This window comes from Sphingobacterium pedocola, assembly GCF_015209965.1.
GTDB lineage: Bacteria > Bacteroidota > Bacteroidia > Sphingobacteriales > Sphingobacteriaceae > Sphingobacterium > Sphingobacterium pedocola.
Genome location: NZ_MU158689.1, coordinates 517,573 through 531,421, shown reverse-complemented (window position 1 = coordinate 531,421; position 13,849 = coordinate 517,573). Strand labels below are relative to the sequence as shown.

The following is a 13,849-nucleotide window of genomic DNA, read 5'->3' as shown; positions in this document are numbered from 1 at the left end:
GATATTTTTTACCAAAAAAAGCGTCTTTTTTCGTATTTTTATGGCTTTCCATAAATCCATAATAAAAAATAGATGCTATTAGCTGTATTATCAGGATTAATCATATCGCTTTTAATTATTCCATTTGGCAGGTTGTTAAAGACCAAATGGAGTATTCTTCTTACCTTACTACCTGCATTGCTTTTTTTGTACTTCATAAGCTATATACCTGCCATATCTGCTGGGTCTAGTTTTTTGCAGCATACAAATTGGGTTTCCTCTTTAGGTGTCGATTTTGATTTCAGGTTGGATGGCTTGTCTTTACTTTTTGCGCTCTTAATTACCGGCATCGGGACAGCCATTTTTTTTTATGCAAGAACCTATCTAAAAGGTCATGTCTTTTTCGACCGCTTCTTTGGTTACCTGTGTCTCTTCATGTCTGCGATGCTGGGGGTAGTTTTGTCAGACAATATCCTTTTGCTTTTTGTATTTTGGGAATTAACCAGCATTAGCTCCTTTTTCCTGATTGGATTTAACAATGACAATGCGGATTCTAGAAAAAGTGCCTTGACAGCCCTTAGCATTACTGGATTAGGCGGTTTTTTCTTACTGGCAGGTTTGGTGTTATTAGGGAATATCGCGGGTACTTATACCATATCCGAACTAATTACTTCCCGCGAAGTCATCCTCGGTCACGACTTATATCCGCTGATACTCGGATTCCTATTCTTAGGAGCATTCACAAAATCAGCACAATTCCCATTTCACTTTTGGCTACCGGGTGCCATGAAAGCACCTACCCCAGTATCGGCATATCTGCATTCGGCGACCATGGTGAAGGCTGGAATCTATCTATTGGCGAGGTTTTCTCCTATATTGGGAGGAACCGACTACTGGAATTACACGTTAATGATCGTAGGTGGATTTACAATGTTATTTGCCTCTATCCACTCCCTTTTCCGAATTGATTTAAAAGGAATCTTAGCCTATTCCACTATTTCTGCGTTGGGAATTTTGACCTTCCTTATTGGAGCAGGAACACGAGAAGCTATTATCGCAGCCAGTGTGTTTATATTGGTACACGCACTTTACAAAGCTACGCTATTCTTAATAACTGGCATCATTGACCACGAAACAGGCACACGGGATATCACGGTATTAAGCGGTTTACGAAGAGTATTGTTACCCGTTTCAATTGCCGGATTCTTAGCTGCCATATCCAGTGCCGGACTTCCGCTTACATACGGATTTATTGGTAAGGATTTGATATACGAAGCGACCTTAAAAACCGAGTATCAGCCCCTCGGCTGGATTTTGACAGGAATAGCTGTACTCACCAATATCGGATTAGTAGCCGCGGGATTTATGGCTGGTATAAAACCTTTTTTCGGGGTTTTACCAGAGAAATTTGGGAACGTGCATCTTCCTTATAAATCCATGTGGATGCCGCCATTGGTATTAGCCATATTGGGGTTGGTCTTTGGTTTGTTTCCTGGTCCGGTAGGTCAATTTGTTAATCACGCTACCGCAGACGCTGTTCTGGGAAGCCCCTCCGACATGCATCTTAAAATATGGCATGGATTTAATATCGTATTGATATTAAGTCTTGCAACCTTAATAGCTGGGGTCATCGTATATTTCATCAATAAACCCAGTGCATTGAAACTACATGCCATTGAAAAACTAAATTCAATAGCACCCCAACGTGTCTTTACCGGTTATGCTAACGACATCATGCGTTTTTCAAAATGGTATACCAATCTATTTCACAACGGGTACCTGAGATCGTACCATATGAAAATCATATTATTTGCAGAAGGTCTACTTGCATACAAATTATGGATTAGTGGCCCCATCACACTTAATTTTGAGGCGGTGACCGTGCCATCCTTTTATGAAATCGGCGTTATCTTAATTCTAATAGGCGCGTTGTATATTGTCGTGACAACGCCGTCTCGGTTAACTTCCGTCGTCTCTATGAGTGTGATTGGATATTGTATTTGTTTGATATTTGTATTCTATAGTGCGCCCGATCTGGCCATGACGCAATTTACCATTGATACGTTAAGCACCGTGTTATTTGTATTGGTGTTATATAAGTTACCTAGCTTCATAAATATGACCAGTAAAACTGTGCTCTATCGCGACGGTATCATATCATTGAGTTTCGGTGTGATTATTTCATTAATCGCTTTACGCGTATGGTCTGAACCGATTTCAAAAGATATCGCTAATTTTTACGGTGAAAATGCTTATATCTTAGCTAAAGGTAAAAATGTAGTAAACGTGATACTTGTTGATTTCAGAGGAATTGATACCATGTTTGAGACCGTAGTATTGAGTATTGCTGCATTAGGGGTATATAGTTTAATACGATTACGATTAAAATCAACCGAGAAAGAATAATATGCGAAGTCCTATATTACAATCAGCTACGAAGTACTTACTTCCTATTCTCTTACTATTCTCTTTTTTTCTACTGCTCCGTGGACATTATTATCCCGGCGGAGGATTTGTTGGTGGCCTAGTGGCATCGATCGCATTCGTCTTGCATAGTTTTGCTAATGGAACGGAAGCTACCATGAAAATTTTAAGACGAAAACCCTTATCGTTAATTCCGATGGGGCTGGGGATATCGGCGACGAGTTTAACCGCTCCCATGCTTTTTGGACTTCCTCCAATGACGGGATTATGGTTCGAGCAATCAATCCCTGTAATCGGTATGATCGGATCTTCCTTATTTTTTGATCTAGGAGTTTATTTGGTCGTTATCGGTGTGATATTGACGATCCTGTTCACCATTTCTTTAAACAACATAACCGAAAAAGACTAATGGAGTTATTATTAATAGTTCTCTTAGGCCTGCTGTATGCAGCAGGTGTATACATGATACTTCGCAGAAGTATGGTGAAACTTCTTTTGGGAATCATGCTTCTCGGAAGCGGCACCAATATTTTGATTTTTTTACTTGGCGGTATTACCAAAGGGAAACCACCGGTAATAGACGAAAATGCGAAGTTGTTTCAGGACGCTTTTGCCGACCCAATTCCACAAGCCCTAATTTTAACCGCAATTGTGATCAGCTTTGGTCTGACGGCATTTGCAATAGTATTATTAAAACGAGTTTACGCCCTCGTAAATTCAGATGATTTAGATGACTTAAATACGCCCGAAGAGGAAGATATATGATAGACAATCACATTTTAGCACCCGTTTTTATACATCTCTTTTCAGCAATACTTCAGCTCGTTGCCTGGCGAAAGACCGTTACTCAGCGTTTTATCAGTGTGGGTGGCAGCTTTTTAGGGTTAATGCTCGCCATCAGACTCTTCACGAAAGTATATAATAACGGTATATTGACAATGAATGCTTCAAATTGGGAAGCACCATTCGGCATTGTGTTCGTGGCCGATCTACTCAGCGTTACATTGGTATTATTGACTTCAATTGCAGGATTCGCCGTTTCTATTTTTTCATCGACTGGATTAAACCGACAGCGTATGCTCTACGGCTATTTTCCTATTTTTCATTTTCTGTTGATGGGATTAAATGGCGCTTTTTTAACGGGAGATATTTTCAACCTGTATGTATGGTTTGAGGTCATCATCATCTCATCTTTCGTGCTCATGACACTGGGAGGGCGGAAAGCCCAACTCGAAGGAGCCGTAAAATACATGGCCATGAACATTCTGGCTTCCACCTTTTTTCTGACCGGCATTGGAATACTGTACGGGATAACGGGAACGCTGAATATGGCGGATCTGTCTATAAAAATAACACAGGTACAAAACCAATATCTGGTCGGGATTACAGCCTGTTTCTTTTTAATTGGTTTCGGGATCAAATCAGCTGTTTTTCCATTGTATTATTGGCTACCCTCATCTTATCACACCCCGCCGTCTGCCGTAGCGGCCACCTTTGGTGGCCTCTTGACGAAAGTGGGCATCTATGCAATCATCCGAATATTCAGCCTAATCTTTGTGTTGGATTCGTTTACCCAAAACCTACTCATGGGTATGGCTATATTTACAGTCATTACTGGCGCTTTGGGTGCCTTAATAAAAACCAATATACGGAGACTATTTTCTTACCTGATCGTTTGTCATATCGGATTTATGGTCGGCGGTATCGCTATGTTTACCAAAGTCGCGTTAATGGGAACTATCTTTTACCTTATACACGATATCGTCGTAAAAACGAATATGTTCCTCATCGCCGGGGTGATCAGACAGCTGCGGGGAACGATGGACATGAAGAGCCTTGGTGGAATCTATGCGGAATATCCAAAAATATCGCTATTGATTGCATTGGTATTATTTTCATTGGTTGGTATTCCTCCATTATCGGGCTTTTGGCCTAAAATATATTTATTTCAGGAAGCCTTTACGCAACAACAATACGCTTTTGCAATCGCGCTGATCATAGGTAGTTTTGTAACGATGTACGTTATTGCTAAGATGTGGTCCGAAGTGTTCTGGAAAGATGTCCCTAAGGACGTAGAAGTAGAAAACAAATTTGAGCCCCTACCGTTGATCCGTAAAATATTACTCATTCTACCCGTCGGTATACTGGCGATAGTGACATTATACATAGGACTTAACGCGGAAACAATCGTGCAATTGGTCGATAAGATATCGGATCAACTTATAAATACGCAACCTTATGTGGAAGCAGTTTTAGGAAAACAAAATTAACGATATGATAAAACAGTTTTTAATGAACCTCTTGCTGTCTTTTATTTGGGTAGCATTGACGGGCTCCATGTATTATACGAATTTTGTCTTTGGCTTTTTACTTGGCTTTTTCGTGCTTTGGATAATGAATCGAAATGACATCGATCAACGTTATTTTTATCGCGTCCCCAAGATTCTGAGCTTTGTACTGTATTTCCTCTACCAAATGGTGAGAGCAAACCTACAAGTGGCTTATGATGTGATGACACCAAAGTATTTTATGAAGCCTGGTGTAGTTAGGTACCCCTTGAATGCTAGGACAGAATTCGAGATCAATTTGCTTTCAACGATGATATCCTTGACACCCGGCACCTTAATATTAGATATTAGTGAGGATAAACAAACAATGTATATACACGTTATGTACCTGGAAAACGCAGAGACATTCGTTAGAGAAACAAAAACAGGCTTAGAAAGAAGATTACTAGAGATTTTGCGATGACATTAGAAACTTACTTTGATTACGTTATATTGCCGATATTGACCATATCTATTATCTTGGTCTTTGTCCGGCTCTTGAAAGGGCCACATGTCGTAGATCGTGTGGTCGCACTGGATCTAATCATTACAATAGGTATTGGTATTATTACTGTATTTACCATTCGATCTAATCAAAAGGTACTCTTGGACGTTGCTATTATATTGGCACTAATCGCCTTTCTAGGCACCATTGCATTTTCCTACTATATTGAAAAACGAAATGATGAGTGATATTTTTATAGCTATTATTAGTACGATCGGAGCCCTGTCTATTTTCTTCGCTTCCTTAGGTATCCTACGTATGCCAGACTTTTATTTGCGTTTATCCGTAACGGTAAAAGCCTCTACATTGGGCGTAGGACTATTATTACTATGTGCGGCAATCATATTTCCGGATATATCTGTTACCACAAAAGCGATCGCAATCATCTTTTTTCTGTTCATTACTTCGCCAATTGCAGCACACATGATAGGTCGTGCTTCCTATTTTTCAAATACACCGCTCTGGAAAGGCACAATTATAGATGAATTGGAGGGTATGTACAACAAAGAAACCCACGAATTGGAATCGGATCCCGAAAAAGCTGACCCTCCCAGAGCCCCGGAAGAAGACAACATCGCAGATACCGAGGAAGAAACAAAATAACGGATACAGCGAATTTTACCTTCGGTGACTTCACTTCGTTTGGCTTAGAGAGGAGGAGGGTTAATTTTAAAGAAGGTTTATTTTATACAGTTTGTCGCTTGGGCCGCGACATGGCCTAAACTTTTTCTTGATAAAAAGTTTAACAAAAATCAAGGCTTATACCGTATTTGTCGTTCCGGCGACGCGATGATGCAGCGCGCAGCTCTTAGGCCTCCAGCGCTCTTCCCCAAATCAAAGGCTGAGATCTGCTTGGTTAAGTGCTAATTGTACGTTTCAGCAACACATCATCCGCTGCCTGCACGTCCAAATCCGCTAAGGCCGTCCTTTTTCAATTCGCCGAACACTTAGCTTTCATAACAGAAATGCACAGTCCTTACATCTACGACAAATGTCGCCTTAGCCATTTGCCGATAGCAGGAGGAGGCACTAGCCATTCTGGAAAATGGGTACAGCGACGATTTTTTTGCATCCTTTTTTTAGGAAAAAAAGGATGAGCCAGTCGCGGCTTGAGCGACAGAGAAATCGATTAAGAAAATCCTTCGTTTTTATTATCCCCCTTCAATTTATACCAACCTTGCTTTAATGAAGCTTCCGATTAACGAGTTGCTTTTGTCTGTTTTCAATCTTAGTTTTGATGTAAGGATAAATAAACACGGCGCTTAGCACGACCAATGCACCAACATAGAATCCGGTACTCATTTCTTCTTTTTTCCCAAAAATCAACACAGCTAAAATAATTCCGTAAACTGGCTCCATATTCGTAGTCAGTGCCACGGTAAAGGCGCTCAATTCTTTCATCACCGCCACACCCAATACATATGCCACGGCTGTACACACCACTCCCAATAGGATAAGATATGCCCAATCGGAATTGGAGAGTATCATCTCATCGGTAAATTCTCCTTTAAAGAGCATGATAACGGAAACACCAAAAAAAGCACCTATCATCTCATAAAAGGTAATAATAGTGGGACTAGAATGCTTAACCATTCGCGCATTGAGAATGGAAAATATACTTGCACAAAAGGCGCATAACAAACCAAAAATAATTCCCCAGAGATATTGAAATTCAAACTTAAATATCAGATAAATACCAAAAATAATAACCAAACCGATCAGCACATCAGTGACGGAAATTTTTGATCTATTTATGATAGGTTCAAGGACAGCTGTAAACAACGTAACGGATGAAAGCGTAACCAAGGTGACTGAAACAGTAGATATTTTAATGGAGTGGAAAAACAACACCCAATGAAGGCCGACAATAACGCCTACTCCCATAAATTTAAAAATTTCCCGTTGCGAAGCGATAATTGATTTGTTAGTTATCTGGAAATATACCAATAAGGCCAAAGCGGCTAATAGCACCCGATACCAAACCAAGTGCAAAGCCGAGACAGAAATCAATCCACCTAAAACGCCCGTGAATCCCCAAATAAGAACCGTAAAATGCAGGATCAGCAAATTACGATTACGTGCAGATAATAACATATTAAAAATTATTTCGGTGCCTTAACCAATAAGACAAGACCTAAAATCAAGAATGTAACATTCGGAATGAGTACAGCTAAAAGAGGTGGTAACCCCCCTTTCAAGGCAAACATAGTAGAAAACTGATTAAACACGAGATATGCAAAACTCAAGCCGATGCCTATCCCCAAACTTAAACCGATTCCCCCGCGCACTTTTTTGGATGAAAGCGAAACACCCATCAGCGTCAAAATAAAAGCAGAAAAAGGATTAATCCAACGCTTGTATTTTTCCAACAGGAGATCATTCATCATACCGGTACCACGGATTTCCTCTTTGCGTATACGCTCCTCAAGCTCTCTCGTGTCCATCGCTGTGAAGATGTTTTCATAGGCCTCAAAATCTTGCGGCTTCATATCTAACGTAGTATCTCGACTTTCTCCTTTGAGCATTTCTTCATCTAATCCTTTTATGATGCGATTGGTGTAATTTTCTATACGCCACTTACTCGAAACAGAATCCCATGTAACACGGTCGGCCATAAGTTTTTCGGTCAATTCATTTTCATCAAACTTTTCCATTACAAAGTTATAACCTACAGCACGCTTTGTATCAAAATTATCAATATATACATAGGTATTTGAGTCTATCTGCATATGGGTAGATTGCTTCGAAGAATTAACTTTATGCGGATGCACATATATATTCTCGAATTTTACTTTGAGTTTATTAGTGTAAGGGAGTATGTAGAGATTGGAAACTAATGTAAATGCAAAAACGATGCAAGCAGAGATCATAAATGGTCTCAAAAAGCGATTGAAACTCATTCCGCCACTCAAAATGGGTACGATCTCGGTTTGATCTGCCATCTTAGAAGTGAAAAAGATAACGGCAATAAAATTAATCAATGGAGTAAGCATATTCAGAAAGAAAGGTACGCTACCCATTGCATAATATTGAAAGAAGACCTCCGACATCGATGCTTTATTCTTCAAAAAATCATCTAACTTCTCGGATACATCAAACACGACGATGACGACAACAAAGATCCCTACCGTAAATAGGAATGTAGTTAAATATTTTTTAATGATGTAGCGATCAATGATATTCATCTTACAAAGTCAAAAATCAAAAGTAAAAATTATTTTCGATGAGCTCGGTTAAAAAAACTTATCTGGTCTCTAACCCCTAAAGTCTAACACCTAGAACCTTAACCATTTTTTCTTTCCAGTCATAGAAAGTTCCCGCAATAATCTTTTCTCTGGCCTCTTTTACCAACCAAAGATAAAAATGTAAATTATGCAAAGATGCAATCTGCGCACCTAAAATTTCCTGTGATCGAATTAGATGTCTAAGATAAGCTTTAGAATACACTTGATCCATCATAAGGTCACTTTCTGCCTCTATGGCTGAAAAATCATCTTTCCACTTTTCATTTTTGATATTAATAATACCATTCCGTGTGAAAAGCATGCCATTACGGGCATTACGCGTCGGCATAACACAATCAAACATATCAATACCTAATGCTATATTCTCCAATATATTAATAGGCGTACCTACACCCATCAAATAACGGGGCTTTTCGTAGGGGAGAATTTTGGTAACAACTTCTGTCATGGCGTACATTTCTTCCGCAGGTTCGCCCACCGACAGTCCGCCTATCGCATTTCCTTCCCGCTCAAAAGAGGCAATGACTTCAGCAGATTTTTCGCGCAAATCCTTATAAACGGAGCCTTGCACAATCGGAAATAAAGTTTGGTCGTATCCATATATTGGATCGGTGCTATCAAAGCGGTCGCAACAACGCTTTAGCCAACGATGTGTCATATCCAGTGAACGGCGCGCATAGTTATAATCACAGGGATAGGGAGTACATTCATCAAAAGCCATAATAATATCTGCGCCGATGATACGTTGGGTATCCATCACGTTTTCCGGGGTAAACAAATGCTTTGAGCCATCTATATGTGAACGAAAAGTGACGCCTTCTTCCTTTATTTTCCGAACCTCCGTCAAGGAATAAACTTGATATCCGCCCGAATCCGTAAGAATCGGTCTGTCCCATCCATTAAATTTATGCAAACCGCCGGCTTTATGCAAAACATCTAATCCCGGACGTAGATACAGATGATAGGTATTACCTAGGATGATCTGTGCCTGAATATCATTGACCAGCTCATGCTGATGTACCGCTTTTACCGTCCCTGCAGTACCTACAGGCATAAATATCGGGGTTTCTATCTTTCCGTGAGCTGTCTCCATCACCCCCGCGCGGGCCTGGGAAAGTTTATCTTGTGCTTGAAGCGTAAAGTTCATATATATTTAAAAGATTTTTAATGAAGTCGTCCAAAAGTAGATTAACGCTTTTATCTTGTCATACTGAGGCTTGCAGAAATATCTAAACACTTCTAATTCTATGTCGTTTAGACCGCTATTCATTCATACTGGAATTTCATTGCATGAATGATTGGCAATTCCTGTAGTCAGTATGACAAAATGTGCATTGATAATATTCTTAGATAACCACATTAAATCAAGCGCAAAAATACTATAAAATTTTGAGCCGACGACATCTAGAACATTTAATTAGCAAATCTTAACGCCAGCCGTCGAATATATTGAAAGAACGCCTTATCTTTGAACCGTCTTATGGATTATAAAACAGATATTTTAATAAATCTCCCGCATATTCTCTACGGAGGACTAGGTTTATTCCTTGCTTTCCAGCTTTATTATTTATTGTTTATCTATAGCCGATTGGCACGTTATAAGGTGAGATCCTTCAAAGAAACTCCTGCCATTATTCCTGTTTCAGTTATTATTTGTGCCCGAAACGAACAAGAAAACCTAAAGAACTTCTTACCCGTCATATTACAACAAGATTACGCCAATTTTGAGGTGATTGTCGTAAACGATTGCTCCGATGACGAAACCAAATGGGTACTTCAGGATTTTGAAAGAAAATACACCCATCTCAAGATTGTCGAGATTAAAGAGCATATCAAACTTAAGCACAGCAAAAAATTTGCTTTGACCATGGGCATCAAGGCGGCACAATACGACCATTTATTATTGACCGATGCAGATTGTGAACCACAAAGCATACATTGGCTTAGCGAAATAGCGGGTGCCTTTACCAAAGGGAAAGAAATCATATTAGGTTACTCCCCTTATTTCAAAACCAAGGGATTTTTAAATAAGCTGATTCGCTTTGAGACGGCGCACACCGCTATGAGTTATCTTTCTTATGCCCTGCAGAGAAACACCTATATGGGGGTGGGTCGAAACCTAGCTTATACCAAGGCTTTATTCTTCAAAGGTAAAGGCTTTAACGCGCACATGCATATTAAATCGGGTGATGATGATCTATTCGTCAATCACAATGCAACCAGAAAGAATGTAAATATTGCTATACATCCCGATGCACATCTATATTCGTTAGCTAAGAATACGTGGAAAAGTTATTATAAACAGAAAGCCCGACATGCGGGAGCTTCCATTGCCTATAAGAAAAAACATCAGTATATGCTCGGAACGCAACTGTTCACAGCTATTGCGTTTTATCTGATGTTGATCGTCTGCTTAACATCTTATCCATCGATGTGGTATTTCGCACTCGCAGCATACCTCCTCCGTTTACTTCTTCAGCTTATTGTATTTAACCCCATTTATTCAAAATTGGCGGTGAAAGACCTTTTACTTTGGCTACCCATTTTAGACTTATTTTTTTATTTTTACATCTGTTTCAATGGTATTTTTAACCGTAGCAAAAAACAGAAGTCCTGGAAATAGAGATTAACACCTCTATTAGGGCAACAATAGATCAACAACATATATGAATCCTACAGTCGACATCATTTATAAATATTTCCCAAAATTAACCCCAGCGCAAAAAGAACAATTTGCTAAATTAGAAGAGGTATACCCGTTTTGGAACGACCAAATCAATGTGGTATCACGTAAGGATATTGAAAGCCTGTACTTAAAACACGTGCTCCACTCATTGGGAATCGCTAAATTTGTTACGGAACTTACCCCAGGTACCCGAATTTTGGATGTAGGAACTGGTGGAGGATTTCCCGGTATCCCATTGGCTATTCTATTCCCTCATGTGCATTTCCATCTGGTAGATTCGATAGGAAAAAAAATAAAAGTAGTGCGGGAAGTCGCAGAAGCGATCGGTTTAAAGAATGTCGACGCTGATCACATCCGCGCTGAACAACTGGATTACAAATACGACTTTGTTGTTTCCCGGGCGGTTACCCGTTTAGCCGACTTCGCGCCTTGGATACGGAACAAATTTGAGAAAAAAGACAAAAATGCTATTCCAAATGGAATTTTATATCTAAAGGGTGGCGATTTGAAAGAAGAGATTAAAGAATCTAAATTAAAGGCGGAACTGCATTCACTATCGAGCTATTTCGAAGATGAGTTTTTTGACACGAAATATGTGGTGTACGTACCGATGTAAGCCTCGTTTACCCTACTACCCGTTGAATTTCTTGCCCGATTGCGTTTACTTCCTCATCCATTCCAAACAGAGGTAAACCTGTCTCGGGGCTTAGTTTAAGCCAACTTGTTTCGGTGTCTTTAATAACCTGGAGGTATTCCTTTCCCTCCTTAAAAATCGTATAAGCATCCTTCTCATCCGGAAAAACCGAATATATTATACTATTTATTTCAATGTCAAAAGGTTCCTGTAATTCCATATATCCGGTATTTTTGACAAAGTTAGTATTTCTGTTGCTATTTTTTTTGCAAATACTTGAAGAAAACAACAGATATTCCTATATTGTAGCATACCTCTTATGAACAAAATAGAACAAATAGCCCTCACAAAAATAAAAGGGATCGGCCCAAAGTTGAGCCGGTTGCTGCTTGCATATTGTGGCAACGCTGAATCAGTGCTTTCAAGTTCGAAAAAACAACTGTTATCCATTCCGGGTATTGGCCCGGCTGCTGTAGATTCCATCCTTTCAAAATCTTACTTAAAGGAAGCTGAAGATGAACTCAATTTTGTAGAGAAGCACGACATCCAGGTGTTATGGGTAGAAGATGACAGCTACCCAGAACGTCTCAGACACTGTGACGACGCCCCAATACTTTTATATTATAAAGGCGACGGAAGTTTAAATCCACAAAAAGCAGTGAGTATTGTCGGCACACGCAACGCTACCAGTTACGGAAAACGTATCTGTGAAGAATTAGTACACGATTTAAAGGACCTCAATGTACAAGTTATAAGTGGGTTGGCTTACGGAATTGATGTTCACGCGCATCGTCTCGCCGTAAAAAACGACATATCCACAATAGGCGTATTGGGGCATGGTCTAGACCGGATATATCCTGCCGCACATCGAGAAGTGGCTTCGCGAATGATTCAATGCGGCGGGTTATTAACCGAATTTCCTTCGGGTACCAATCCGGATAAACAAAATTTCCCGATGCGTAACCGAATCATAGCGGGACTATCCGATGTCACCATCGTGATTGAGGCCGCTATAAAAGGAGGTGCTTTAATAACTGCTGAAATTGCTAATACATATAATAGGGATGTCTGTGCGTTTCCAGGAAGAATAGATCAAGAGTATTCTGCGGGTTGCAATTACCTGATAAAAACCAATCGTGCCCACTTGATCCGACATGCAGCGGATCTTTGCTATTTAATGAATTGGGAAATAACAGAAACCCCAAAGCAAGCAAAACAGCTTAGTATCTTACCGGCGAACCTCAGCAAGGACGAACAAAAAGTGTATAATTTTTTAAAAGAACATGAACAAGCGACCATTGATGCGATTTCATTGCACCTGGACTGGCCACAAAGTAAATTAGCGATCATATTATTAGAAATGGAAATAAATAATCACCTGTTATCACTTCCTGGAAAAGTATATAAATTAATTTAATAACCTAAACAGAACAATACGATTCGGATAAAATGTAATTTTCCAAACTGACTATCAACCCACTAACAGATAAGTGACGAAATTCTTTTCAAAAACTAAAAATTTTGCTACTTTTGTGGTGGGTAAGTCCTTTACGACCAGCTCCTATTGACTCCCCCAGGTTGGGAACAAAGCAAGGGTATTTGGTTGAGCGGTGCGATAAAGAGAGCTTACCCATTTTTTATTTCTATAAACCCGACCTCTCTTTATCTATTATTTTTTGGTTTAACAGTTCTAGTTTCAAAATTCCCGTTAAAGTCCGTTCGAGTCAGTCAAAGTCCGTTCAAGTCCGTTATTACCAGCAATAAACTTGGATGTAACTCTGCTTAAATTATAGTATATAAGAAGTAGGGGTAATAAAAACGAACCTATTTTTTATACAATTTTAAAATTTCCCATTTCACCGTCTTTCCGCCACTCGCCGTGGCAAGGCTTTCTTCTTTTCTCCCAAAAGAAGCAAACCGAACGTAGTGAGCTCAAGAATTCCATTGAAAACAAATATTTATTCTTAAAGTCGTCGCTGTACCCATTTGCCACAATGGTTCGTACCTCCTCCTACTATCGGCAAATGACTAAGGCGACATTTGTCGGGC

At 39.7% G+C, this 13,849-nt stretch carries 14 protein-coding genes and 1 other RNA gene; 11 read left to right on the top strand and 4 right to left on the bottom strand.

Annotated elements, in window-relative coordinates:
* Positions 1 to 72 precede the first annotated feature (72 nt).
* From C4F40_RS02115 to mnhG, 7 genes are read left to right on the top strand one after another with little or no spacing between them, the layout of a single operon-like run.
* Entirely contained in the window at positions 73 to 2,385 is a 2,313-nt protein-coding gene (locus C4F40_RS02115; protein ID WP_196937718.1) for a putative monovalent cation/H+ antiporter subunit A, read from the top strand.
* Position 2,386: 1 nt separating this feature from the next.
* The gene (locus tag C4F40_RS02110) at positions 2,387 to 2,812 is read left to right on the top strand and encodes a Na+/H+ antiporter subunit B (protein WP_196937717.1); all 426 of its coding nucleotides are present in this window, start codon (positions 2,387 to 2,389) and stop codon (positions 2,810 to 2,812) included.
* A complete protein-coding gene (locus C4F40_RS02105) occupies positions 2,812 to 3,168 on the top strand; it encodes a Na+/H+ antiporter subunit C (protein WP_196937716.1) in 357 nt (118 codons plus the stop codon). Before C4F40_RS02110 ends, C4F40_RS02105 begins: the two co-directional genes overlap by 1 nt.
* Entirely contained in the window at positions 3,165 to 4,673 is a 1,509-nt protein-coding gene (locus C4F40_RS02100) for a proton-conducting transporter transmembrane domain-containing protein (protein ID WP_196937715.1), read from the top strand. Before C4F40_RS02105 ends, C4F40_RS02100 begins: the two co-directional genes overlap by 4 nt.
* Positions 4,674 to 4,677: 4 nt before the next feature.
* Positions 4,678 to 5,154 carry a Na+/H+ antiporter subunit E gene (locus C4F40_RS02095; RefSeq protein ID WP_196937714.1) on the top strand — a complete coding sequence of 159 codons (477 nt, stop codon included), beginning with the start codon at positions 4,678 to 4,680 and terminating at the stop codon, positions 5,152 to 5,154.
* A complete protein-coding gene (locus C4F40_RS02090; protein WP_196937713.1) occupies positions 5,151 to 5,423 on the top strand; it encodes a monovalent cation/H+ antiporter complex subunit F in 273 nt (90 codons plus the stop codon). The genes C4F40_RS02095 and C4F40_RS02090 overlap by 4 nt, the downstream gene beginning before the upstream one ends.
* A complete protein-coding gene (gene mnhG / locus C4F40_RS02085) occupies positions 5,413 to 5,838 on the top strand; it encodes a monovalent cation/H(+) antiporter subunit G (protein WP_231389889.1) in 426 nt (141 codons plus the stop codon). The genes C4F40_RS02090 and mnhG overlap by 11 nt, the downstream gene beginning before the upstream one ends.
* 579 nt (positions 5,839 to 6,417) lie before the next feature.
* Here mnhG and C4F40_RS02080 read toward each other — a convergent pair.
* The 3 genes from C4F40_RS02080 to tgt form a co-directional block, all read right to left on the bottom strand.
* Positions 6,418 to 7,329, bottom strand: a complete 912-nt coding sequence (locus C4F40_RS02080; protein ID WP_196937712.1) for a DMT family transporter — start codon at positions 7,327 to 7,329, stop codon at positions 6,418 to 6,420.
* A gap of 8 nt (positions 7,330 to 7,337) precedes the next feature.
* Positions 7,338 to 8,420 (bottom strand): LptF/LptG family permease, encoded by a 1,083-nt coding sequence (locus C4F40_RS02075; protein WP_196937711.1) that lies wholly within the window; start codon positions 8,418 to 8,420, stop codon positions 7,338 to 7,340.
* 76 nt (positions 8,421 to 8,496) lie between these two features.
* A complete protein-coding gene (tgt, locus tag C4F40_RS02070) occupies positions 8,497 to 9,627 on the bottom strand; it encodes a tRNA guanosine(34) transglycosylase Tgt (RefSeq protein WP_196937710.1) in 1,131 nt (376 codons plus the stop codon).
* Between the two features lie 333 nt (positions 9,628 to 9,960).
* Here tgt and C4F40_RS02065 point away from each other — a divergent pair, with 333 nt between their 5' ends.
* Positions 9,961 to 11,103 carry a glycosyltransferase gene (locus C4F40_RS02065; protein ID WP_196937709.1) on the top strand — a complete coding sequence of 381 codons (1,143 nt, stop codon included), beginning with the start codon at positions 9,961 to 9,963 and terminating at the stop codon, positions 11,101 to 11,103.
* A gap of 43 nt (positions 11,104 to 11,146) precedes the next feature.
* Complete coding sequence (gene rsmG / locus C4F40_RS02060; RefSeq protein WP_196937708.1) at positions 11,147 to 11,782, top strand: 16S rRNA (guanine(527)-N(7))-methyltransferase RsmG; 636 nt, start codon at positions 11,147 to 11,149, stop codon at positions 11,780 to 11,782.
* A 7-nt stretch (positions 11,783 to 11,789) separates the two neighbouring features.
* Here the strand turns inward: rsmG and C4F40_RS02055 are convergent, their stop codons facing one another.
* Positions 11,790 to 12,020, bottom strand: coding sequence for a hypothetical protein (locus C4F40_RS02055; protein WP_196937707.1), 231 nt, complete (start codon positions 12,018 to 12,020; stop codon positions 11,790 to 11,792).
* Between the two features lie 99 nt (positions 12,021 to 12,119).
* Here C4F40_RS02055 and dprA point away from each other — a divergent pair, with 99 nt between their 5' ends.
* Together dprA and ffs are read left to right on the top strand one after the other, a co-directional pair.
* Complete coding sequence (gene dprA / locus C4F40_RS02050; protein ID WP_196937706.1) at positions 12,120 to 13,217, top strand: DNA-processing protein DprA; 1,098 nt, start codon at positions 12,120 to 12,122, stop codon at positions 13,215 to 13,217.
* A 120-nt stretch (positions 13,218 to 13,337) separates the two neighbouring features.
* Positions 13,338 to 13,435, top strand: an RNA gene (gene ffs / locus C4F40_RS02045) — signal recognition particle sRNA small type.
* The last annotated feature ends 414 nt before the right edge of the window (positions 13,436 to 13,849 follow it).

Coding starts and splice junctions, on each gene's coding strand:
- C4F40_RS02115 (WP_196937718.1), top strand. CDS start 73: ATGCTATTAGCTGTATTATCAGGATTAATCATATCGCTTTTAATTATT.
- C4F40_RS02110 (WP_196937717.1), top strand. CDS start 2,387: ATGCGAAGTCCTATATTACAATCAGCTACGAAGTACTTACTTCCTATT.
- C4F40_RS02105 (WP_196937716.1), top strand. CDS start 2,812: ATGGAGTTATTATTAATAGTTCTCTTAGGCCTGCTGTATGCAGCAGGT.
- C4F40_RS02100 (WP_196937715.1), top strand. CDS start 3,165: ATGATAGACAATCACATTTTAGCACCCGTTTTTATACATCTCTTTTCA.
- C4F40_RS02095 (WP_196937714.1), top strand. CDS start 4,678: ATGATAAAACAGTTTTTAATGAACCTCTTGCTGTCTTTTATTTGGGTA.
- C4F40_RS02090 (WP_196937713.1), top strand. CDS start 5,151: ATGACATTAGAAACTTACTTTGATTACGTTATATTGCCGATATTGACC.
- mnhG (WP_231389889.1), top strand. CDS start 5,413: ATGATGAGTGATATTTTTATAGCTATTATTAGTACGATCGGAGCCCTG.
- C4F40_RS02080 (WP_196937712.1), bottom strand. CDS start 7,329: ATGTTATTATCTGCACGTAATCGTAATTTGCTGATCCTGCATTTTACG.
- C4F40_RS02075 (WP_196937711.1), bottom strand. CDS start 8,420: ATGAATATCATTGATCGCTACATCATTAAAAAATATTTAACTACATTC.
- tgt (WP_196937710.1), bottom strand. CDS start 9,627: ATGAACTTTACGCTTCAAGCACAAGATAAACTTTCCCAGGCCCGCGCG.
- C4F40_RS02065 (WP_196937709.1), top strand. CDS start 9,961: ATGGATTATAAAACAGATATTTTAATAAATCTCCCGCATATTCTCTAC.
- rsmG (WP_196937708.1), top strand. CDS start 11,147: ATGAATCCTACAGTCGACATCATTTATAAATATTTCCCAAAATTAACC.
- C4F40_RS02055 (WP_196937707.1), bottom strand. CDS start 12,020: ATGGAATTACAGGAACCTTTTGACATTGAAATAAATAGTATAATATAT.
- dprA (WP_196937706.1), top strand. CDS start 12,120: ATGAACAAAATAGAACAAATAGCCCTCACAAAAATAAAAGGGATCGGC.